The organism is Actinoallomurus sp. NBC_01490, from assembly GCF_036227085.1.
Taxonomy (GTDB): Bacteria; Actinomycetota; Actinomycetes; order Streptosporangiales; family Streptosporangiaceae; genus Actinoallomurus; species Actinoallomurus oryzae.
The window spans coordinates 3,292,105-3,313,905 of record NZ_CP109433.1 but is presented as its reverse complement, the minus strand read 5'-3'; the positions used below and the strand labels follow the sequence as shown (position 1 = coordinate 3,313,905).

General features: G+C 68.6%; 23 protein-coding genes. 12 read left to right on the top strand and 11 right to left on the bottom strand.

Going from position 1 to position 21,801, the window contains the following annotated elements; translation table 11 throughout:
• Positions 1-2: 2 nt before the first annotated feature.
• On the bottom strand, positions 3-149 hold the full coding sequence (locus OG417_RS15950) for a hypothetical protein (RefSeq protein WP_329256150.1): 147 nt from the start codon (positions 147-149) through the stop codon (positions 3-5).
• On the opposite strand from OG417_RS15950, the gene glgB reads away from it, so the two are divergent.
• Positions 148-2,349: a 1,4-alpha-glucan branching protein GlgB gene (gene glgB, locus OG417_RS15945; protein ID WP_329256148.1), complete on the top strand. Its 2,202-nt coding sequence runs from the start codon at positions 148-150 to the stop codon at positions 2,347-2,349. The genes OG417_RS15950 and glgB overlap by 2 nt on opposite strands.
• 10 nt (positions 2,350-2,359) lie before the next feature.
• Here glgB and OG417_RS15940 read toward each other — a convergent pair whose 3' ends face one another.
• Entirely contained in the window at positions 2,360-3,271 is a 912-nt protein-coding gene (locus OG417_RS15940) for a hypothetical protein (protein WP_329256146.1), read from the bottom strand.
• Between the two features lie 377 nt (positions 3,272-3,648).
• Here OG417_RS15940 and OG417_RS15935 point away from each other — a divergent pair, with 377 nt between their 5' ends.
• A complete protein-coding gene (locus tag OG417_RS15935; RefSeq protein WP_329256144.1) occupies positions 3,649-5,589 on the top strand; it encodes a Xaa-Pro dipeptidyl-peptidase in 1,941 nt (646 codons plus the stop codon).
• Between the two features lie 48 nt (positions 5,590-5,637).
• On the opposite strand, the gene OG417_RS15930 is transcribed toward OG417_RS15935, so the two are convergent.
• Together OG417_RS15930 and OG417_RS15925 are read right to left on the bottom strand one after the other, a co-directional pair.
• Positions 5,638-6,423 (bottom strand): SAM-dependent methyltransferase, encoded by a 786-nt coding sequence (locus tag OG417_RS15930; protein WP_329256142.1) that lies wholly within the window; start codon positions 6,421-6,423, stop codon positions 5,638-5,640.
• A gap of 112 nt (positions 6,424-6,535) precedes the next feature.
• On the bottom strand, positions 6,536-7,120 hold the full coding sequence (locus OG417_RS15925) for an NUDIX hydrolase (protein WP_329262317.1): 585 nt from the start codon (positions 7,118-7,120) through the stop codon (positions 6,536-6,538).
• Between the two features lie 178 nt (positions 7,121-7,298).
• On the opposite strand from OG417_RS15925, the gene OG417_RS15920 reads away from it, so the two are divergent.
• Positions 7,299-8,252: a ribonuclease Z gene (locus OG417_RS15920; protein ID WP_329256140.1), complete on the top strand. Its 954-nt coding sequence runs from the start codon at positions 7,299-7,301 to the stop codon at positions 8,250-8,252.
• Positions 8,253-8,382: 130 nt separating this feature from the next.
• Here OG417_RS15920 and OG417_RS15915 read toward each other — a convergent pair whose 3' ends face one another.
• Together OG417_RS15915 and OG417_RS15910 are read right to left on the bottom strand one after the other, a co-directional pair.
• Entirely contained in the window at positions 8,383-9,282 is a 900-nt protein-coding gene (locus tag OG417_RS15915) for a hypothetical protein (protein WP_329256138.1), read from the bottom strand.
• An 81-nt stretch (positions 9,283-9,363) separates the two neighbouring features.
• Entirely contained in the window at positions 9,364-10,218 is an 855-nt protein-coding gene (locus OG417_RS15910; protein ID WP_329256136.1) for an NUDIX domain-containing protein, read from the bottom strand.
• A gap of 256 nt (positions 10,219-10,474) precedes the next feature.
• On the opposite strand from OG417_RS15910, the gene OG417_RS15905 reads away from it, so the two are divergent.
• A complete protein-coding gene (locus tag OG417_RS15905; protein ID WP_329256134.1) occupies positions 10,475-12,106 on the top strand; it encodes a transposase in 1,632 nt (543 codons plus the stop codon).
• Between the two features lie 27 nt (positions 12,107-12,133).
• Positions 12,134-12,418 carry a glycosyl hydrolase family 18 protein gene (locus tag OG417_RS15900; protein WP_329256132.1) on the top strand — a complete coding sequence of 95 codons (285 nt, stop codon included), beginning with the start codon at positions 12,134-12,136 and terminating at the stop codon, positions 12,416-12,418.
• Positions 12,419-12,458: 40 nt separating this feature from the next.
• Here the strand turns inward: OG417_RS15900 and OG417_RS15895 are convergent, their stop codons facing one another.
• Positions 12,459-13,622: an acyl-CoA dehydrogenase family protein gene (locus OG417_RS15895; RefSeq protein WP_329256131.1), complete on the bottom strand. Its 1,164-nt coding sequence runs from the start codon at positions 13,620-13,622 to the stop codon at positions 12,459-12,461.
• Positions 13,623-13,776: 154 nt separating this feature from the next.
• On the opposite strand from OG417_RS15895, the gene OG417_RS15890 reads away from it, so the two are divergent.
• The gene (locus OG417_RS15890; protein WP_329256130.1) at positions 13,777-14,232 is read left to right on the top strand and encodes a thioesterase family protein; all 456 of its coding nucleotides are present in this window, start codon (positions 13,777-13,779) and stop codon (positions 14,230-14,232) included.
• Between the two features lie 9 nt (positions 14,233-14,241).
• Here the strand turns inward: OG417_RS15890 and OG417_RS15885 are convergent, their stop codons facing one another.
• Entirely contained in the window at positions 14,242-14,583 is a 342-nt protein-coding gene (locus OG417_RS15885) for a DUF190 domain-containing protein (RefSeq protein ID WP_329256127.1), read from the bottom strand.
• A 53-nt stretch (positions 14,584-14,636) separates the two neighbouring features.
• Complete coding sequence (locus tag OG417_RS15880) at positions 14,637-14,963, bottom strand: antibiotic biosynthesis monooxygenase (protein ID WP_329256125.1); 327 nt, start codon at positions 14,961-14,963, stop codon at positions 14,637-14,639.
• A gap of 209 nt (positions 14,964-15,172) precedes the next feature.
• On the opposite strand from OG417_RS15880, the gene OG417_RS15875 reads away from it, so the two are divergent.
• Positions 15,173-15,409 (top strand): hypothetical protein, encoded by a 237-nt coding sequence (locus tag OG417_RS15875; protein ID WP_329256123.1) that lies wholly within the window; start codon positions 15,173-15,175, stop codon positions 15,407-15,409.
• A 25-nt stretch (positions 15,410-15,434) separates the two neighbouring features.
• Here OG417_RS15875 and OG417_RS15870 read toward each other — a convergent pair whose 3' ends face one another.
• Both OG417_RS15870 and ahcY read right to left on the bottom strand, forming a co-directional pair.
• Positions 15,435-15,626 carry a hypothetical protein gene (locus OG417_RS15870; protein WP_329256121.1) on the bottom strand — a complete coding sequence of 64 codons (192 nt, stop codon included), beginning with the start codon at positions 15,624-15,626 and terminating at the stop codon, positions 15,435-15,437.
• Positions 15,627-15,643: 17 nt separating this feature from the next.
• Positions 15,644-17,080: an adenosylhomocysteinase gene (gene ahcY, locus OG417_RS15865; RefSeq protein ID WP_329256119.1), complete on the bottom strand. Its 1,437-nt coding sequence runs from the start codon at positions 17,078-17,080 to the stop codon at positions 15,644-15,646.
• A 237-nt stretch (positions 17,081-17,317) separates the two neighbouring features.
• Between ahcY and mtnP the strand changes: the two genes are divergently transcribed.
• From mtnP to OG417_RS15840, 5 genes are all read left to right on the top strand, one after another.
• Positions 17,318-18,196 (top strand): S-methyl-5'-thioadenosine phosphorylase, encoded by an 879-nt coding sequence (gene mtnP / locus OG417_RS15860; protein WP_329256117.1) that lies wholly within the window; start codon positions 17,318-17,320, stop codon positions 18,194-18,196.
• A 37-nt stretch (positions 18,197-18,233) separates the two neighbouring features.
• Positions 18,234-19,421 (top strand): methionine adenosyltransferase, encoded by a 1,188-nt coding sequence (gene metK / locus OG417_RS15855; RefSeq protein WP_329256115.1) that lies wholly within the window; start codon positions 18,234-18,236, stop codon positions 19,419-19,421.
• A 2-nt stretch (positions 19,422-19,423) separates the two neighbouring features.
• A complete protein-coding gene (locus OG417_RS15850; protein WP_329256112.1) occupies positions 19,424-19,978 on the top strand; it encodes an adenine phosphoribosyltransferase in 555 nt (184 codons plus the stop codon).
• A gap of 425 nt (positions 19,979-20,403) precedes the next feature.
• Positions 20,404-21,135: a sensor histidine kinase gene (locus OG417_RS15845; protein ID WP_329256110.1), complete on the top strand. Its 732-nt coding sequence runs from the start codon at positions 20,404-20,406 to the stop codon at positions 21,133-21,135.
• On the top strand, positions 21,119-21,787 hold the full coding sequence (locus OG417_RS15840; RefSeq protein WP_329256108.1) for a response regulator transcription factor: 669 nt from the start codon (positions 21,119-21,121) through the stop codon (positions 21,785-21,787). The genes OG417_RS15845 and OG417_RS15840 overlap by 17 nt, the downstream gene beginning before the upstream one ends.
• Positions 21,788-21,801: the final 14 nt, after the last annotated feature.

The window sequence follows — 21,801 nt, the reverse complement described above, 5'->3', positions numbered from 1 at the left end:
GATCAGTGATCATGAATCCACTCGAGCGGCGGCAGGTCCGCGTACGGGCCGGTCGTGGCGGCGCGGATCACGTGATCGAAAAGGATTACGCTCCCCTCATCGGGCAGGGTGAAGGTACGAGTTCGCAGCGACAGTTCGAGGAGCGTCATGGCGCGGGTCACCCACGACGAGATCGACCGGCTGATCGGCGGGGACCATCACGACCCCCACGGGATCCTGGGCGCGCACCCGGGACACGACGGCGTGACGATCCGTGCGCTACGACCGCTGGCGAGCAGGGTCGAGGTCGTCCTTCCCGACGGTGAGCGCCGCCCGATGCGCCACGTCCACGAGGGCGTCTTCGCCACCACCCTGGCGCCCGGCAGTCCGCTGTCCGGCGACGAGCCGACGGCGGTGCCCGACTACCGCCTCGCGGTCGCGTACGGCGACGGGCCCGAGATCGTCCAGGATGATCCGTACCGGCACGCGCCGACGCTCGGCGAGTTGGACCTGCACCTGATCGGCGAGGGCCGGCACGAGGAGCTGTGGAAGGCCCTCGGCGCGCACACCCGCACGTACCGTTCGGTGTTCGGGCCGGTCGAGGGCACGTCGTTCGCGGTGTGGGCGCCGAACGCCCGCGGCGTCCGGGTGATCGGCGACTTCAACCACTGGGACGGCCGCGCGCACCCGATGCGCTCGCTCGGCGCCTCCGGGGTGTGGGAGCTGTTCGTGCCCGGCGTCGGCGACGGCACGAACTACAAGTTCGAGATCCTCGGCGCCGACCATATGTGGCGGCGCAAGGCCGACCCGATGGCACGGTACGCCGAGCGGCCGCCCGCCACCGCCTCGAAGATCTTCACCTCCCGCTACACGTGGGAGGACGACGAGTGGATGGCCCGGCGCAAGTCCTACGACCCGCTGCGCTCGCCGATGAGCGTGTACGAGGTGCACCTGGGCTCGTGGCGGTCGGAGCTGGGCTACCGCGAGCTCGCCACCGAACTGGTCGACTACGTCGCCGACATGAACTTCACGCACGTGGAGTTCCTGCCGGTCTCCGAGCACCCGTTCGGCGGCTCGTGGGGCTACCAGGTGACCTCCTACTACGCGCCGACCGCCCGGTTCGGCGACCCGGACGAGTTCCGCCACCTGGTGGACCGGCTGCACCAGGCCGGCATCGGTGTGATCGTCGACTGGGTGCCGGGCCACTTCCCCAAGGACGAGTGGGCACTCGCACGGTTCGACGGCACGCCGCTGTACGAGCACGGCGACCCGCGCCGGGGCGAGCAGAAGGACTGGGGCACGTTCGTCTTCGACTTCGGCCGCTCGGAGGTGCGCAACTTCCTCGTCGCGAACGCCTGCTACTGGCTGGAGGAGTTCCACGTCGACGGCCTGCGGGTGGACGCGGTCGCCTCGATGATCTACCTGGACTACTCGCGCGGCGAGGGCGAGTGGACGCCGAACATCTACGGCGGGCGCGAGAACCTGGAGGCGATCGACTTCCTCAAGGAGATGAACGCCACCTGCTACAAGCGCTCCCCCGGCATCATGACGATCGCCGAGGAGTCCACCGCGTGGCCCGGGGTGACCCGGCCGACCCACCTGGGCGGGCTGGGCTTCGGCCTCAAGTGGAACATGGGCTGGATGCACGACACGCTCGGCTACCTCAAGCACGAGCCGATCTTCCGCGGCTACCACCACCACGAGATCACCTTCTCGATGGTGTACGCCTACTCGGAGAACTACGTGCTGCCGCTGTCCCACGACGAGGTCGTGCACGGCAAGGGCTCGCTGCTGGGCAAGATGCCGGGCGACGAGTGGCAGCGGTTCGCCGGGCTGCGCTCGCTGCTGGCGTACATGTGGGCGCACCCGGGCAAACAGCTGCTGTTCATGGGACAGGAGTTCGGCCAGGGCGCGGAGTGGGCCGAGTCCCGGCCGCTCGACTGGTGGCTGCTCGACAAGGCGGAGGACAACTTCCACGCGGGTCTGCGACGGCTGGTCCGCGACCTCAACCGCGCCTACGGCTCGTCGGACGCGCTGTGGACCCAGGACACCCGGCCGGAGGGCTTCAGCTGGATCGACGCGGACGACGTCGCCGGCAACGTGATCTCGTTCCTGCGGTTCGCCCCGGACGGCACACCGCTTGCCTGCGTGGTCAACTTCGCCGGCATCCCGCACGAGGACTACCGCCTGGGCCTGCCGCGTACGGGCCGCTGGCGTGAGGTGGTGAACACGGACGCGTTCGAGTACGGCGGCAGCGGCGTCGGCAACCTGGGCGCGGTGGAGGCCGGCGCGGAGCCGTGCCACGGCCAGCCCGCGTCCGCGCTGCTGCGCGTGCCCCCGCTCGGTGCGCTCTGGCTCGCCCCCGAGTGACCACGCGGGCTCACGTCGCTGTGATCTCCCGGACCTGGGGAACGGCCGTGCAGCCGTTCTCCCGGGCCTTGCGCCGGGCCGCCCCCGGTGTCGGTGCCACCCCGACGATCCGTGTCCCGTCGATGGCGGCCCAGAACCCCGTGGGGCCGTCCGGAAGAGGAACGGCATCGAGAACGGGCGCGGCGCCGTGCAGAACGCCATAGTGGTACGCGACCGTGTCCGCGGCCACCACCGCCGTGCCGGTCGCCATGGCGACGATCCCGGCGACCGCGCCGAACGATCGGTGGGCGGCCAAGGGAAAGACGGAGAGCAGCAGATCGCCCAGTCCGATCGCGACCGGGTTCGGGCCGAGGGTGAAGACCCACTCCGGTGAGAACGGAATGCCGCTCACGCGCTCGATGAAGTCGTCGGTCGAGGACGTCACGGGGGTGGCAACGAAGTCGTAGACGGCCAGGAAGCCGGCGAACCACGCTATGTGCGCGGAACGCATGCCGGACTGGACCCACAGGTTGGCGGCGCCGACGACCGCGATCCCGATGACGACATCGTTGACGAACAAAGCCTGATGAGGACCTCCCCACTCGGTGCCGACCAGACCCACGGCGCAAAGGCCCGCCGCGATCAGCCAGCTCGCTCTTCCACGAGCCAGGGGCACGATCGTGACCTGGAGCGCCGCGTAACAGATCAGGCAGAAGAACGCCGAGACGATCGCCCCCGAAATGGCGACGTAGATGACCGGCATGACGACCACCAAGAGCGACACGATCAGAATGTCGACCCGGTTGTACACCCCGATCGCCGGGCGCGGCATCCGCACTTTCGCGTGATGCACGAGAGCGACCGCGATCAGCAGGGACTCGCAGCCCAGCAGCACGTAGGAGAACAGGTACGCCGACTCGCTCGACATCTCTCGGCTCAGCACCCTTTCATCTCGAAGGTTTCCTCGCGAAGATCAGCGCGGACGGGAACCGCCGGGGCATGTCATCGCGGTCGCCGTAGAGGCGTATCTGCGACACGGGAAGGCCCAGCTTCTGAGCTCTCTCCACAAGTCGCGAAAGGGTCAACGCGGTGTCCTTCTTCACGAGTACGTGCACCACGGACGCGGGCGCCCCGCGACGCGGCCCCGGGATGACCCGTACCGCCTGCCGCCCGCCTCCTCGGCCGGCGCGCGGACCGGCGTACGGCTTCGGCCACTACCGGCCAGGCGGGACCCGATGGTCAGGGCCAGATGTGGCTAGAGATCTTGTACCGACACCTTGCCGCGCGAAAGATATGCGCGCACACCACAGGAGGTATCGCGTGCCGATCTCATCGCGGCGGGGCATCCTCGGCTCCGCGATCGCCATCGTGGCCGCACTCACGGCCACGGGGGCACCGGCGGCCCACGCGGCCGGCAGACCATCGATCAAGGTGTCCGGCGGAGTGACCCAGCCGGTCTTCTCCTACCAGGACGCCATAAGGGAGTACGTCGACGTCGAGTCGTCGGTCGACGCCGACCACGACGGCAAGAAGGACCTCATCCGGGTGGACATCATCCGCCCGAAGGAGAGCGGGCCGGACTTCAAGGTTCCGGTGATCATGGATGAGAGCCCGTACTACGACAACCTCGGCCGCGGGAACGAGGGCGAGCGCAAGACCTACGACGCGGCCGGCAACCCGGTGAAGTTCCCGCTCTTCTACGACAACTACTTCGTGCCGCGCGGCTACGCGGTGCTCGACGTCGACATGGACGGCACGACGAAGTCCGACGGCTGCCCCACCTCCGGCGGCCTGTCCGACGTCCTCGGCGGCAAGGCGGTCATCGACTGGCTGAACGGCCGCGCGACCGCGTACGACGCTCAGGGCAAGAAGGTCAAGGCGACCTGGACCAACGGCCGTACGGGGATGATCGGCAAGTCCTACGACGGCACACTCGCCAACGGCGTGGCGGCGACCGGCGTGGAGGGCCTGGACACGATCGTGCCGATCTCGGCGATCAGCTCCTGGTACGACTACAGCCGGATGAACGGCACGCTGTGGTGGACGGGCGAGGAAGACGGCCTGGCCGACACGGTCGACACCGACCCGCCGGCCAAGTGCGCCGCCGTCAACCAGGCCATGGCGACCGGCCAGGACGACGCGACCGGGAACTACAACGCGTTCTGGAGCTCCCGCGACTACCGGTCCGCGCCCGTGCCGGACGTGAGCCGGGTGCACGCGAGCGTGTTCGCCGTCCACGGCACGAACGACCTGAACGTCAAGCCGAGCCAGTTCTCCACGTGGTGGGCCGGCCTCGCCGCGCGGGGCGTGCCGCGCAAGGTGTGGCTGTCGCAGTACGGGCACGTGGACCCGTTCGACTTCCGCCGCGACGCGTGGGTGGACACCCTGCACCAGTGGTTCGACTACTGGCTCTGGCACGTGCACAACGGCGTGATGAAGCAGCCGCGCGCCGACATCGAGGTCGGCCCGAACCGGTGGGCGACCGAGTCCGACTGGCCGGCGCCGAAGGCGCGGAACCTGTCCCTGCGCCCTCAGGCCGACGGCACGCTGGGCCTGTCCGCCTCTTCGGGCAGCGCGACGTTCACCGACACCAAGGAGGACGAGGGCTCCCTGGTGAGCGACCCGACGACGGCGCAGCCGTACCGGCTGGCGTACACCACGGCCCCGCTCAAGCAGGACGTACGGCTGTCGGGCACGCCGACGGTGTCGCTGAAGTTCACGACCGACCGTCCCGCGACGGACCTGGGCGCGCTGCTGGTCGACTACGGCACCGACACGCGGGTGAACTACCTCGGCACGGGCTCGGGCGTGAAGACCCTGGCGACCGAGGACTGCCACGGCGAGAGCACCGCGACGGACGACGCCTGCTACCGGCAGGTGGTGACCGACACGGTGACCTCGGACGTGAACGTGGTGACGCGCGGCTTCCTGGACGCCCAGAACCGCACGTCGCTGAGCAGGACGTCGCCGCTGACGCCGGGTAGGACGTACTCGGTGCACTGGCAGACCCTGCCGCAGGACTACCGGTTCAAGGCGGGCCACCGGCTGGCGCTGATCCTGTTCGGCGTCGACGGCGACGTGCAGTACGACGAGCAGGCCACGGGCGCGACGGTGAAGGTGGACCTGGGCGGCAGCCGGGTCAGCCTGCCGGTCGTGGTGAGCGGCGGCACACCGTCGACGGACCGGACGTTCTCGACGGAGCAGGCCTGGCGCGGCCCGACCCACGTGGTCCTCCCCCGTCAGCCTCGTTTCTTCCACTGACCGCCTGACGACAACGGGCCCGGGACACAGGTCCCGGGCCCGGCTCGATCAGTCGTTCCGCGCGGGAACCCGGGCCATCACGCCGTTCATCCAGATGGCGCGCCGCTCAGGAGCAGGTACCGCTGCACAGCCCGGGCGCCACACCCGTGCGTCGGCGACGCCGGGAGCCAGCACCTCCAGGCCGTCGAGGAACGAGAGGAGATCCTCCGCCGAGTGGACGTACAACGGGCGCGGGCCCGCGCTGTAGACCGTCACGAACCGCTCCGCATCCGGTCCGGGCGGCATGTAGCCCGCGGTCAGCACGACATGACTTCCCGGGGCGAGCGCCGGCACGTACTTGGTGATGAGATCACGCGCCGCGTCGGGCTGGTAGAAGTGCACCAGGGCACCCAGCAGAAGGCAGGCGGGCCGGGACAGGTCGATGCGCTCGCCCGCCGCGGCGAGAACGGTCGCCGAGTCGTCCACGTCGTTGTCGATCACGGTGACCATCGGGTCTTTGGCCCGCAGCACGGCCAGATGGCTGATCACGACCGGGTCGTTGTCGACGTAAGCGGTCATGGCCTCCGGCGCGACCAGTTGCGCGGTCTGATGCGTGCCCGGCTTGGTCGGCAGACCGCACCCGAGGTCGATGAACTGGCGGATTCCTTGTCTCGCCGACCAGTCGACGGCCCTGGTAAGTAATTCCTTATTCTCCCGGACCATGACCGGCAGCTCCGGGGCGATCTTCATCAGCCGATCCCCGACTTCCCGGTCGGCCGCGAAATTGTCTTTGCCCTTGAGCCAGTAGTCGTAGACTCGGGCGGTGCTCGGCTTACTCACGTCAAAGTCTGCCACGTCGACTGATCATAGATAGTGGGGAACGAGCCAGGAGCGCTTACCGGCGTTCCGCTCGATATACTCGGCGGCTTCTGCCGCCGACACCTCGGGCGGATTCGCCTCAGCCGGTTCACTCCACGGTCCGCATCGCCTCTTCGGCCCTCGCGCGGACGGCAGGCCAGGTGCGGGCGAATCCCGGGTGCAGCGGCAACTGTTCGACTCTTTCCAGCGGAACCCATCGAGTGTGTAGTACCTCGCTCGGGTCACTGTGCACCTCGACCCGGTCGGGGATCGAGGCGATCACCGTGTCGAACGTCCAGCCGCCGTGGTCGTCGGAGTAGACGTCATGGGTCCTTATGGCGCCGACGTCGAGGTCGCTTTCTTCACGAGTCTCCCGGAGAGCACCGGCCTCGGCGCTTTCGGCGCCGAGGCGGCGCTCTCCGTCTCCGGCGACGAAGTAGTCCCGCGCACCGCCGGGCACGGACCAGGTACCCCCGTGGTCCGCGAGACCGCCCCTTTGTTGCATCAGTACGTGGAGACCGTCCTCACCACGATTGAGGAGAAGCAGTCCTGCGGCTCCATCCTCTCCCCAGTGCCGGTGACCCTGTTTGCAGGTGATCCAGCCGCTTGCGGCCACACGCTGGATCGCAGTGTCATCGGCGCCTTTCACAAAAGAAGGCTTAAAGAATCTTGCCGCGGCCGCGAATATACTCATGGTGTTCAATAATTAGCCCCGCCTACCCGGGAATTCAGTCGCGGTGATTTCGTAGCCAACTTCGTTGCGCTTCCACCCACGCCGACCGGCAGTCGCGGGCAGCCTACCAACATCGAATAAGGCGCCGCCGCCGGGCGGAGGCGGACTTCCGCGCCGATGGGCCCGGCATCATGAGGGCATGTCCTCACGGGAGCTCGTGGTCCTGGGAACCTCCAGCGCGGTGCCGACCAGGAGCCGGAACCACAACGGGTATCTGCTGCGCTGGGGCGGGTTCGGCGTCCTGTTCGACCCCGGGGAGGGCACGCAGCGGCAGATGGTCCGCGCCGGGGTCAGCGCCCATGACGTCAACGCGATCTGCCTCACGCACTTCCACGGCGACCACTGTCTCGGCGTGCCCGGGGTCGTGCAGCGGATCGCGCGGGACCGCGTCGAGCACGCGGTCAGCGCGGTCTTTCCCCGCAGCGGCACCGAGTACTGGCGGCGGCTGCGCCACGCCACGCTCTTCAACGACACGCGGGTGATCGCCGAGCGGCCCGTCGCCGGGGACGTGCAGGAGGTCGCGGTGGACGGTGCGCCGTTCACGGTCACCGCGCGGCGGCTCTGCCACAGTGTCGAGTCCTACGGATACCGGATCGAGGAGCCCGGCGGCGTCACGATGCTTCCCGATCGGCTCGCCGCGTACGGCGTCGCGGGTCCGCTCGTCGGGCGGCTCCAGCGCGAGGGGCGGGTCACCGCGCCCGGGGGCCGCACGGTCACGCTCGAGGAGTGCAGCGTGCCCCGGCCCGGCCAGAAGGTCGCCTTCGTCATGGACACCCGGCGCTGCGAGGCGATCGAGCCGCTCGCCGGCGGGGCCGACCTGCTCGTGATCGAGTCGACGTTCCTCGACGCCGACGCCGCGCTGGCCGAGGAGTACGGGCACCTGACCGCGCGCCAGGCCGGACGGGTCGCCGCCGACGCCGGCGTACGGCGCCTGGTTCTGACCCACTTCTCCGAGCGGTACGGCGCGGAGGACGAGCCGAGGTTCGCCGAGGAGGCCGCCGCGGCGTACGCCGGTGACATCGTCTCGGCGCGCGATCTCGTTCGGGTACCGCTGCCGTCACGACACCGGCCGGGGACCGCGTCGCGCCCCTAGCGTCTCGCGCCGCGACCACCGCTACATCCGCTGTGCAGGGCGTGGTGAGCGCGCTGGTCGCCGTGATGTTCCGCGCGCGGCTCGCGCTGACGCCGCGCGCCGGCCGGCGGGCCGGTCTCGGACCGTCGTCCTAGGCGGCGAGTGTCCTCCGGACCGTCTGGGCCATGTCGACGAGGCGGACCACGAGCCAGCCGGCCAGGTAGAGCACGAACGCGGCGATCTCCGCCAGGCAGACGAACAAGGCCGACTCGAAGAAGTGCGAGATGAACAACGTCACAGCGAACGCGGACAGGAAGGCGGCGATCGCCAGTGCCGCGTGCGAGAGGAACCGGCGCATCGTGGTGGCCATCTCGCCGTACGCGGCGGACAGCGTACGAGAGTGCGCCTCCGCGTCGTCCAGGATGGCGAGGTGGCGTCTCCGGTCCGTCTCGAATCCGTCCCGCGCCGCACCGTTCCAGGACACGGTCGCCTTGGCCGACTCGTCGAGCCGCGACTTCAACGCCGAGATGTGCCGCGCGTGCGCGGCGTGCGCGCTCGCGGCCGTGTCATAGTGCCGCGGGTCGACGGCGTTCGCCCAGAGCTGGTCGATGACCGGCCGGACCAGTGAGAGCCCGCCCAGCGGTGCGACCGTGGAGGTCAGCCTCTCGATTCCGGTACGAAGCAGCGCCAGCAGATCCTGCGGGTCCTCGGTCGTGGAGGACGGTGACGAAGGGCCGTCGAGCGCCGGCGGAGACGGCGTGGCGGCCGTCCCCGAGTCCGGAGCGCCGCCGGTGAAGTAGGAGAGGTTCACCGCCTCCGCTCCGCTGTAGCGCCGCGCCGTCTCGGCCAGCCTGGTCTGGCTGGACGCCGCGTGCTGAACCGCGTCGCCGAGTACGCGACCGAGCCGGTCGTTGACCGTCTTGACCAGGTCGGCGGTGCCGTTGGCCGCGAGCCCCCGGGGGAAGGCCGGCAGTGCCTGGTCGGCGTGGTTCCTCTCCAGGTCCCGCAGCGCCTGGGCGTGCGGGGCGAGTGTGTGATCGTGATACCGCACGAGACTCGCCGGACGAACCGCGTATCCCAATTTCCGACCCTTCTTGGCGACGTGTTCTGACGACCGGAACCGGACCGGCGCTCAGGTGGAACAGGAGCGGCGGATCGCCTCCAGGAGCCAGCGCGGGCCCACGACCGACGCGCCCGCGGTCTCGCAGCGGGTGCGGAGTTCCCGGTCGGCGGTGACGACGAGCCGCTGCTCGTCCGGTGCCCGTGGCGCGGCCAGGTCGGCGATCGTGTCGTCGCCGCTGCCCGGGGCGGCCACGACCTCGGCGCCCGCCACCGCGTCCACGCCGCGCGCCGCTCCCTCGACGACCAGCACGATCCGCGGATAGCAGAGGTCGGCGACCGCTCCCGGAACGCCGTCGAAGCCGTCCACGGCGGCGATCTCGTCGCGCAGACGCTCGGCCGCGCCCCGGCGGTCGCGCCACCAGCCGTCGGCCCGTGAGCCCATGACGTTCGCCACGTCGACCACGAGGACCATCTGGTACAGCGACCGGCACAGCCGCGTCCACGCCTCGGCGAAGGCCGGGAACAGCTTCTGGCTCGCGACCTCGCCGGCCGGCACCCACGCCACCGCGGCGCTCTCGAACGACTGCGGGCGCACGTCGGCCCGGGAGGGCAACCGGCCGATCACCGTGTCGTACGACCAGCCGCCGTGGTCCTCGCGGGACAGCCACTGCACGTGGACGGTCGCCGGATCCAGCGTGCTCTCCTCGGACGCCTCGCGCAGGGCCGCCTCGACCGGGTTCTCGTGACTGTGCCGGGCGCCGCCGAGCAGGCCCCACGTGCCACCGCCGATCGACAGCCGCGACCGCTTCTGCAGCAGGATGTACGGGTCGGGGTCCATGCAGTACGCCAGCACTCCCGCCGCTCCGTACCGTCCCCAGTGCCGGTGTCCCGCCTCGCAGTTCGCCCAGCCGTCGCCGTCGCCCATGGCTGGAGCTTAGGCCTTGCCGGCCTTGTCCGCGGGACGGCCCGGCCGAGGGCATTGACGCACGGCTTCCGTCAGGCTACGGTCCGGCGGCGTCGCGCGCCTCTCTCCCCTGAGACCGAAGGGCTCTTCGACTTTGTGGGCGATGGGGTACGCGCCGACGCCCGGTAAATCTTCACGAACAGACGGACACAGACTGCGATCTACCGCATACTCTCCGTCGTTGGGCCGATCGGACGAAGCGAGGAGGCGGCCGGGCATGGTTGAGCCGGGCAAGGGGCCGCTGCGCCGGATTGATCCGCCGTTCGTCGCTCTCGGCCCTTCGGGTGTGGCGATCCGGGATCGGCTCAAGGGCCTCACGCCGCAGGATGAGAAAGTATTGCGGCTGGTAGGTGACCACCTAGGCTCGTCGGCGGGCAAAGATCTCAAGGCCCGTTTCGCTGCCGGGCTGGAACACGACAGTGACCAATGGGCGGAGCGAAAGCGGTCGTTGACCGTAGAGTCGTCCTCGCGGTGGGCCGGTTCGATCACCAAGGCCACCCATGATCAGTGGGCGCTGGCGCGGCGTTCCCAAATCGCCTACGTGCGGAATCTCGAAGCGGCGGTCGCCACGATCGCGCATCGCCTGTCATTGCCGGTCGGGTCGAAAGGCTCGAACAGAACCCCGGGCGGCTACCACTCTCGCGAGGAGTGGTTCGCCAAGTCCCGGAGGCTGCACCTGCTCCAGGATCGACTTGAGCGGCAGCGGGCGGACTACGACGCGGGGCGGGTTCGTGTCGTGCGGGGCGGTAAGCGCCTGCTGCGCAATCGACATAACCTGGAGGCGGCTCAGCTCACTGAAACCGAATGGCGTGCGCGGTGGGAGGCCGGGCGGCGGTTCCTCTCCGTTGATGGGGAGAGCGGGAAGCGGTATGGGAACGAGACGATCCGCGTCACCCCCGATGGTGAGGTCAGTATCCGGCTTCCAGCGCCGTTGGCGCACCTGGCCAACGCCGGTCATGGCCGGTACGTCCTCACCGCGAAGGTGACCTTCCGACATCGGGGTGAGCAGTGGCGGGATCGGGTGTGCGCGAACCGGGCGGTGGCCTACCGCATCCACCAAGACCTCGACCGGCGTGGACGCTGGTACCTCACCGCCTCCTGGACCATCCCGCCCGTCAAGACCCTCCCTTTGGAGGCTGCCCGGGCCGGTGGCCTGATCGGCGTGGACACCAACGCCGACCACCTCGCCGCCTGGCGACTCGACCAGCACGGCAACCCCGTCGGAGAGCCACGCCGCTTCGACTACGATCTGTCCGGCAGCACCGGGCATCGTGACGCCCAGATCCGACATGCCCTCATCGGTCTGCTGCACTGGGCCGAACGCCACCACTTGGCGGTCGCGATCGAGAACCTCGACTTCGCAGCGGAGGCGACCCGGGAGAAACACGGGCGGCTCAAAAGGTTCCGCAATCTGATCTCCGGGATACCCGTCTCCAAGCTGCGGGCTCGGCTGGTGGCGATGGCGGCCGAACTCGGCATCGCCATCGTCGCCGTCGACCCGGCCTATACCTCCAAGTGGGGCGCCCAGCACTGGCGAAAGCCCCTCACCACCACCGACCGCCCCGTCACCCGCCATGAGGCGGCGGCGGTGGCGATCGGACGACGCGCCCTGGGGCACCCGATCCGGCGACGGACGGCACCGCCCCCACACGACCAGAGCGATCGTGCGGGGCATCGGACCGTCCAGGCCGCACCGGAGACCCTCAGGCGCGAGGAACCCCGCCCACGCGTACCCGGACCACGGACACGATCCGCGCCGCCCACACGCGAAGCGAACACGGGGAACCAGGACACCCAACACCGTTCAGGGCGTCCGACTGAGCACACACAACTCACGCTCAGCCCTTAAGAACGGTATGACTTCCACGGCTCCTGGATGCTCTACACCAGCGCCGACGTGAACCCAGGCAAGGCCGGTACGCGCGGCTACAAGAACATCGCCGCGAACGTCCCCGGCTGCACCGTCCACCACAACGAGCAGTCCGTCGCGACGTACTGCTACACGGGCGCGAACGGCCAGTGGTGGACCTTCGACGACCCGTGGTCCATCGGCAAGAAGACCGACTACATCAAGGCCAACAACCTCGGCGGCGCGATGATCTGGGAGATGTCCGGTGACACCGGCACCCTGATGTCCGCCCTGGACAGCGGCCTGAAGTGACGGAGCGAGGAGCGGCTCCCCCGGGGGGCCGCTCCTCGGCTCAGCGGTTCTCGTCCGCGGCGGCGTCCCGGCGCTGCGCGGCCAGGCGCCGGCTGATCACCAGGCGCTGGATCTGGTTGGTCCCCTCGAAGATCTGCAGGACCTTCGCCTCCCGCATGTAGCGCTCGACCGGGTAGCGGTCGGTGTAACCGACCGCGCCGAGGATCTGCACGGCGTCGGTGGTGACCCGCATCGCGGTGTCGGTGCAGAAGAGTTTCGCCATCGCCGCCTCCTTGGTGATGTCCTCACCCGCGTCGAGCCGGCACGCGGCGGAGCGGTAGAGCGAACGCCCCGCCTCGATCGCGGTGGCCATGTCGGCGAGCATGAAGGCGACCCCCTGGAACTCGCCCACGGGGCGGCCGAACTGGCGCCGGGTCATCGCGTGGTCGGTCGCGACGTCCAGTGCCGCCTGGGACAGCCCGACGGCGCACGCGGCGATCCCCAGGCGGCCCCGGTCGAGGGCGGACATGGCGATCGAGAAGCCCTTTCCGAGCTCACCGACGAGCCGCGCCCGCGGGATTCTCGCCTCGCTCAGGTGCACCTGCGCGACGGGCGACCCGGTCAGCCCCATCTTCTTCTCGGGGCGGTCCGGGGACAGCCCGGGAGTGTCCTTGTCCGCCAGCAGGCAGCTGATCCCGCCGGGACCCTCCGCTCCGGTCCGGACGAACAGGTTGTAGAAGTCCGCGTGCCCGGCATGGGTGATCCACGCCTTGGTCCCGTCGACGACGAAGTGCTCGCCGTCGAGCACCGCCCTCGTGGTCAGCGACGCCGCGTCGGAGCCGGCCCCCGGTTCGGACAGGCAGTAGGAGCCGAGCAGCTCGCCGCCGAGCATGGCCGGCAACAGCTCCTTACGCTGAGCGCTGTCGCCGTACGTCGCGACGGGAAAGCATGCCAGAGTGTGCACCGCGACCGTCTCGGCGATGGTGAGCCAGCCGCCGGCCAGGAGTTCGATCGCTCGCAGGTAGTCCTCGAAGCGCCATCCGCTCCCGCCGAACTCCTGTGGGTAGGGCAGGCCGAGCACGCCGAGACTCCCGAGGTCGCGGCACAGGTCGCGCGGAAAGCGGCTGCGGGCCTCGTCCTCGTCGGCGCGCGGACGGATTTCCCGGGCGACCAGCTCCCGCAGCCGAGGAAGGAGTTCGCCCGGGACGGCCGGAGTCGTCGGCATTTTCGCTCTCCCTTGCTCCGCGCTGACAGCTCTGTTTTAGTGATGTTGACTTCACGAGGTGCGGGTGCCCGGTCGGAGCGCCTCGACCGGATAACGTAGGCCCTCGTCACGATGCGGGGCTACCCTCGGCGATGACGGTGACCGAGATGGGACGATGCGAATGCGCGACGGTCTGCGGCCCGGCCTGACGGCGACGATGACGTATACCGTCCCGCCCGAGAGGACAGTCCCGCACCTGTTGCCCGAATCGGCCGAATTCGCGGCACTTCCGGACGTCTTGGCCACCGGTTATCTCGTCGGAATCGTCGAGTGGACGTGCATCCGCGCACTCACCGATCGGCTCGATGACGCCGAACGCACTCTTGGCATCCATGTCGATCTCAGCCACGAGGCGCCCACGCCCCCTGGGGCCGACCTCACGGTGGAGGTGGAGCTGGTCTCCGTCGAGGGGCGCCGGCTCACCTTCTCCGTACGGGCGTCCGACGACGCCGGTGTGGTCTGCCGGGGCACCCACCAGCGTGCGGTCATCGACGTGGCGCGGTTCACGGACCGGCTCGCGGCGCGCACCGGCGGGCGCGGTGATGGCCCGGTGGGCGCCGCCGGCCGCTGATCCGCACGTTCAGCCGGTGTCGCGGCGGTCACGGCTCCGGATGTCCGAGCCGGCGTTCCCGTACCGGTAGGCCTCGGCGGTGTCGAGCGTCACGATGCAGTCCTCCGTGATGCCGGTCAGGCTCGCGAGGAACTTCCGGAGGCGTTCTTCCTGGTCGAAGATGAGCACGGCGACCGGGACATTGTCGGGGCGGCGCAGGAGACCTCTGCTCGACCGCCGGGAGGTGCCGATGTGCCCGTCGAGGCCGCGTAACACGGCGACGTCCGCCAGCCCGGCCTCGCGGGCACGGCTCACGATCTCGGTGTGCACGGGCCGGCGGTTCCGCCGGGCGCGTTCGCTCACAAGGATCATCAGTCTCGCGACCCGAACCGGCGCCACCGGCCTCCGCTCCGGATCGCGTCGCGTCACTCCGTGCCACCCGCCTGGGAGGCGGCCACCGCCACGGAGTAGTGCCGGACGACCGTGTCGTAGTGGTCGAGGACGGCCTTGGCGTCATCGTGGATCACCGCCGTCTCGTACTCCGGGCCGGCGAAGCGGCGAATCGCGTCGGTGGAATCCCAGAGGCTGAGCACCGTCAGCTCGACGCGACCCGACTCCTCTCGGCATAAGAGAAAAGCGTCCAGGTATCCCGGCACCTCGGTCAGCTCGGAGAGCACGTGACTTTCGAAATGTCGCTGGTAGGCGGCCGCCCCGTCGGGGGTCGCAGAAGCGCTCCAGCTCCTGGCGATCATCGCTTCCTCCGATATCGGCGGCGCCAGCGGGCCACCTCTTCCGGGTCACCCGATAATAACGCGCGACCGATGATTCAAAACGAATATCGAAGACATTAGTTCTACTTAATCGAGCTTTAAGTAGATGTCGGTGGCATGATAAGCCATCATAATCAATAGTTGAAGGAAGTCAACGTCTCGATCCGGCAATGCCAGTGAGGTGAAATCACATGGCATGGATGCTTCTTGCGGCACTCGCAGTTCTTGCTCTGCTCGCCCCCTGGCTCGGGACGGACAGCCGCGACGGACACGACTGGTCCGCCCATCACCTCTGGCCCTACCCCGGCGGCGACGACCCGGCCGGTGACCGCTGGAACCGGCGGCCGCTGGGACGAACCTCCTCCGACTCGTCCCAGGGGCGCCGTGTGACCGTGCCGTCGCCCGGCGGACCGGCCCGCACACTCTGAAGCCCGGGCGCATCGTAGATCGCCGTCACTCCGGGCGGCCGGGGCCTTCCGGTGGATCGTTTCGCGACCCGCCGTTGTCTCGCCGGTCCAGGGCGATCTGCAGGGCGCCGGCGGCCTTTGCCCGCACGTCGTCGGTCTCGTCGTGGCCCGTTGTCAGGCCGGTGCGCTCGGGCGGCTCGGGCGGGCCGCCCCGCGCTACCTCGTTCTGCTCGTTCATCGAGATTCCCGGCTTGACTAGTACCGGTAGTGATCCGCCTTGTAGGGGCCGTCGACGTCGACGCCGATGTAGGCGGCCTGCTCCTTGGTGAGCGTGGTCAGCTTGACGCCGAGCGCGTCGAGGTGCAGACGGGCGACCTTCTCGTCCAGGTGCTTGGGCAGGGTGTAGACGCCGACCGGGTAGTTCTCCGTCTTGGTGAACAGCTCGATCTGGGCGATCACCTGGTTGGTGAAGGAGTTCGACATCACGAACGACGGGTGGCCGGTGGCACAGCCCAGGTTCATCAGGCGGCCCTCGGCCAGCACGATGATGGAGTGGCCGTCCTCGAAGGTCCAGGTGTGGACCTGCGGCTTGACCTCTTCCTTCTTGATCCCGGGGATCTTCGCCAGGCCGGCCATGTCGATCTCGTTGTCGAAGTGGCCGATGTTGCTGACGATCGCCTGGTGCTTCATCCGCGCCATGTGGTCGGCGCTGATGATCCGGGTGTTCCCGGTGCACGTCACGAAGATGTCGGCGGTCTCCACGACGTCGTCCAGCGTGGTGACCTGGAAACCGTCCATCGCGGCCTGCAGAGCGCAGATCGGGTCGATCTCGGTGACGATGACCCGGGCGCCCTGGCCGCGCAGCGCGTCCGAACAACCCTTCCCGACGTCGCCGTAGCCGCACACGACCGCGACCTTGCCGCCGATCAGCACGTCGGTGGCGCGGTTCAGACCGTCGATCACGCTGTGCCGGCAGCCGTACTTGTTGTCGAACTTGGACTTGGTCACCGAGTCGTTGACGTTGATCGCCGGGAACGCCAGCGTCCCCGCCTTGGCCATCTCATACAACCGGTGGACACCGGTCGTGGTCTCCTCGGTCACACCCTTGATCCGCTCGGCGGTCCTGGTCCAGCGCCCCGAGCCGTCGACCGTACGGCGCAGCAGGTCGAGGATGACCTTCCACTCCTCCGGGTCCTCCTCCGACGCCGACGGCACCGCACCGGCCTTCTCATACTCCGCGCCCTTGTGGACCAGCAGCGTCGCGTCGCCACCGTCATCCAAGATCATGTTCGGGCCGGTGCCGTCGGGCCAGGACAGCGCCTGGTCGGTGCACCACCAGTACTCCTCCAGCGTCTCGCCCTTCCAGGCGAACACCGGCACACCCCGCAGGTCATCGGGGGTGCCGTCCGGACCGACCACGACCGCCGCGGCGGCGTGGTCCTGGGTGGAGAAGATGTTGCAGCTCACCCAGCGCACGTCGGCGCCCAGCTCGACCAGGGTCTCGATCAGCACGGCGGTCTGGATCGTCATGTGCAGCGAGCCCATGATCTTCGCACCGCGCAGCGGCTTGGACTCGGCGTACTCCCTGCGGACGGCCATCAGGCCCGGCATCTCGTGCTCGGCGAGCTGGATCTCCCTGCGGCCGAACGCCGCCAGCGACAGATCGGCGACCTTGTACTCGTAATTTCTCAACCCGCTCTCCATTCGCTTGGGCGATGGGACGTCTCTACGCGCCTTGTGGCCCGAGAATAGGTAGAGCGGCAATCTTTCGCATAACCACCATTGGTGTAATCACGCTGCGACCAAAGTCGCACACGTGTTCTCCCTACAGCGGATTCATCCACTGAGGCATCGGGTTATCTTCGGCGCAGCGGTGCATCTGGACCTAACCATTACAGCCGACGGAAGGCAAAGGCGGTCGATATCAAAATGAACGAAGCACGCGCAGAAGTCGGGATAATCGGCGGCAGCGGTCTGTACGAATTGGCAGAGCTGGAGAACGCCGAGACGGTCCGCGTCGAGACGCCTTTCGGGTCGCCCAGTGACGACCTGGTCGTCGGCCGGATCTGCGGACGGCCGGTGGCATTCGTACCGCGGCACGGCAGGGGTCACCGCCTCTCCCCCACCGAAATCCCGGTCCAGGCCAATATCTACGCGCTGAAGGCACTGGGCGCCCGCCAGGTCATCAGCATCAGCGCCGTCGGCAGCCTGCGCGAGGAATACGGCCCGGGAAGCCTGGTGGTGCCGGACCAGATCGTGGACTGGACGAAGAGCGGCCGGCCGAAATCGTTCTTCGGTGACGGGATCGTCGTGCACGCCTCGGTCGCCGACCCGTACTGCGGCCGGCTGCGCGAAGAACTCATGGCGGCGGCGCACAGCGCGACCGATGCCACGGTGCACGACAGCGGCACCTACATCTGCATCGAGGGACCGCAATTCTCCACGCGCGCCGAGTCGGAGCTCTACCGGCTTTTGAGGCTCGACATCATCGGCATGACCGCCGTTCCGGAGGCCAAGCTCGCGCGAGAGGCGGAGCTATGTTATTCGGCGCTCGCGCTGGTGACCGACTACGACTGCTGGCGTTCGGACGAGGAGGCCGTCGACGCCGATCTGGTCACCGCGGTCATGGCACGTAACGCCGACGCAGCGAAGAGGACGATCGTCCGCCTCATCGAGAAACTTCCGGCCGGCTCCGAGTGCGAATGTCAGACGGCACTGGCCCACGCGATCATCACCGACCGGGCCGCCGTACCCCCCATTGTGCGCGAGCGGCTGGACCTCCTCATCGGCAGATATCTCACCGGCTGATCGACCACGAACACACCATCCGGAACGGAGGACTCTCATGAGCTATCGGCTGTTCACCTCGGAATCCGTCGCCGAAGGCCATCCCGACAAGATCGCGGATCAGATCAGTGACACGGTCGTCGACGCGATGCTGCAGGCCGATCCGTACAGCCGCGCCGCGATCGAGACGTTGATCAGCACCGGTTTCGTCCATGTCACCGGTGAGGTCTCCGGGGCGCTCCCCGACGTCGAGGCGCTCGTACGGAAGAAGATCCTGGACATCGGGTACGACTCGTCGACCAAGGGGTTCGACGGTGCCTCCTGCGGCGTCGCGGTGTCGATCGGCGCGCAGTCCGCGGACATCGCGCAGGGCGTCGAGCGTTCCTACGAGGCCCGTACGGAGAGCGCCGACGAGTTCGACCGTCAGGGCGCGGGCGACCAGGGCCTGATGTTCGGCTACGCGTGTTCGGAGACCCCCGAGCTGATGCCGTTCCCGCTGACCCTGGCCCACCGGCTCGCGCGCCGTCTCGCGGCCGTGCGGCGCGACGGCACGGTGCCGTACCTGCGACCGGACGGCAAGACCCAGGTCACCCTCGCCTACCAGGGCGACCTTCCGGTCCGTCTCGACACCGTCGTGGTCTCCACGCAGCACGCCCCGGACGTGTCCCTGGAGGGGCTTCTCATTCCGGACATCATCGAGCACGTGATCACTCCGGAGGTCGCCTCGCTCGACCTGGCGACCGACGACTACCGGCTCCTCGTGAATCCGACGGGACGGTTCGAGGTCGGAGGTCCCATGGGCGACGCGGGACTGACCGGCCGGAAGATCATCGTCGACACGTACGGCGGCATGGCCCGGCACGGCGGAGGCGCGTTCTCGGGCAAGGACCCCTCCAAGGTCGACCGCTCGGCGGCGTACGCCATGCGCTGGGTGGCCAAGAACGTCGTCGCGGCGGGGCTGGCCGGGCGGTGCGAGGTGCAGGTGGCGTACGCGATCGGCAAGGCGCGGCCGGTCGGCCTGTTCGTCGAGTGCTTCGGCACCGAGAAGATCCCCACCGAGCAGATCCAGGACGCCATCAACGAGGTCTTCGACCTGCGGCCGGCGGCCATCATCGCGGATCTGGACCTGCGGCGCCCCAAGTACGCCCAGACCGCGGTGTACGGGCACTTCGGCCGGGAGGAACCGGGAATGACCTGGGAACGCTGTGACCGGGTCGCGGCTCTGCGCGACGTGACGGGGATCTGAACATGAACCTCGACGCCCTGACCGACCGGCGGCGGCTCGCCGAACGGATCCGCGACAGCATCCGGACCGTGCCCGACTTCCCCCGGCCCGGCATCGCCTTCCTCGACCTGTGTCCCGTCTTCTCGCAACCGGACCTGCTCGCGGCACTCGCCGGCGCCATGAGCGACGCCTTCTCCGGCGCCTTCGACCGGGTGCTGGCGGTGGAGGCGCGGGGATTCGTGGTCGGAACGGCGGTGGCCCGCCACGCCGGCCGGCCGCTGGTCCTGGCCCGCAAGAGCGGCAAGCTGCCCGGCCCGGTCGAGTCGGTGCGCTATGACCTCGAGTACGGCAGCGCCGAACTGCAGATCCAGCGGGACGCCCTGCGTCCCGGCGAGCGGGTGATCGTCGTCGACGACGTGCTGGCGACCGGCGGCACGATGGCGGCCGCCGGCGAACTGGTCCGCCGCAGCGGGGCGACCGTCGCCGGGTGTGCCGTCGTGGTCACCATTCCCGGGCTCGGCGGTGAACGCCGACTCGGCGCGGAAAAGGTGTTTTCGGTCCTGCCTACCGGGAATTGAGGTCAAAACTCGGTCCATGATGTGTCTACTCTAACACCAACAACATCGGTTACAAATTTACCGGCAGCGTCATCGACTTGACACCTAAAGGTTGATATGGAACCGTCCATCTGACCAAGGAGTAAGCCCCCCTGCCCACTTCGTGGTCAGACGAATATTTCGTAGTAGCAGGTCTCCGTCAGCGGAAATCAACAGATTCGTCAATGAGGCGATGCGTTCATGCACGGTCCGAGCACGATCTTCACCGCCGCCCGAGCGTACCGGCAGGCCAATGAGGCCGACAGCAGCAAGATCAAGTTAGCGGCTCCGCGCCCATACCGGACGTGGCCTATTCTGGTCCACTCCGCCGAGCCGGACGCGGCATCGTTGCGAATTCTGCCGACGTCCGTGAACGCCCGGGAAATTCTCTGCACATTGGAGAACGAATGAACGCACACGCCAGCAGCACGACCGAACCCACCATTGAAGTCGTTGATGATCGACTCGCGGGCACGGAGGAACGCACGGAGGAACTCCGTGAGTTAAGCCGGGATGTCCATGATCGAATCGCCCATTCAGTCCTCACCGTACTGAACAGCCTCGAATTGGTGGACCTGGAACGGGAGGCGACCGAACCCGCGGCGCGATCTCGCCTCGCACAGGCGAAGCGATCCACCGCGGAGACGCTTGAGGAGATCCGGAGCCTTTCCGCCCGCCTTCGCGCCATGGCCGAACGCGTCACCCATCCTTGGAACGATGCACCGCGCAGGGCCGAGCCTTGGAACGATGCACACCGCAGGGCCGACCGCGTCTGCAAGGTCGCGGCCGAGCCCGCCGGCCCGGCCCGGACGTCGCCGGGCGACGCGCGCGAGGTGCACGACGAGCTGTTCCTGGTGGTACGCGAGGCGGTGTTCAACGCGGTCACCCACGCGCGCGCCAAGTGCGTCGCGGTCGACGTGCGGGCGAACGGGGACTGGATCGACGCGGTCGTGGAAGATGACGGAAGCGGCTTCGAACCCCATCGGCTACCACCCGCGAAGAGCGTCGGGCTGGTCTCGATGCGCGAACGCACCGTCCGCGTCGGCGGCCGGCTCGACATCGCCTCCTGTCCCTGCTGTGGCACTCGCGTCACCATTGGGATGCCGCTACGGGGAGCCTTGCGTGAGCACGGGGGATAGGCGGATCCGGGTGCTCATCGCGGACGACCACACGCTGTTCCGCGAGGGAATCGCGGAGATCCTGTCCCGGGAGAAGGATCTGGAGGTCGTCGGCGAGGCCGATTCGGGCCGCGGACTACTGGCGATCGCCCGCAAGATACATCCCGATGCGATCATGCTCGACGTCGAGATGCCCGGGCCGGGAGCGGAGGCGACCGTACGGGAGATCGTCAGCGAGCTTCCCGACACCCGCGTGATCATCTTGACCATGCACGACGACCCGGGACTGGTCGAGAAGATGCTCGCCGCCGGAGCCCGGGCGTACGTCATCAAGGGCGCCACCCGCGAGGCGTTGCTGGCCGCGATCCGGGGTGCCCGGCACGACGACCAGCACGTGGTCGTTTCGGTGTCCCGCGAGACGGTGATCAGATTAAGAGAACCACCGGAATCCCCGCTCTCACCGCGCGAGCTCGAGGTGCTGACGGCGGTTTCGGCCGGACTCAGCAACGCGCAGATCGCCGCCCGGCTGTTCATCACCGAGGGCACGGTGAAGCGGCACCTGACGAACGTGTACGTGAAGCTCGACGTGACGACCCGGATGAACGCCATCAACAAGGCGATCGAGATGGGGCTCATCAAACCCCGGGGCTTCCGGCACCCGAAGCACTACTGATCCAGCGCCGATCC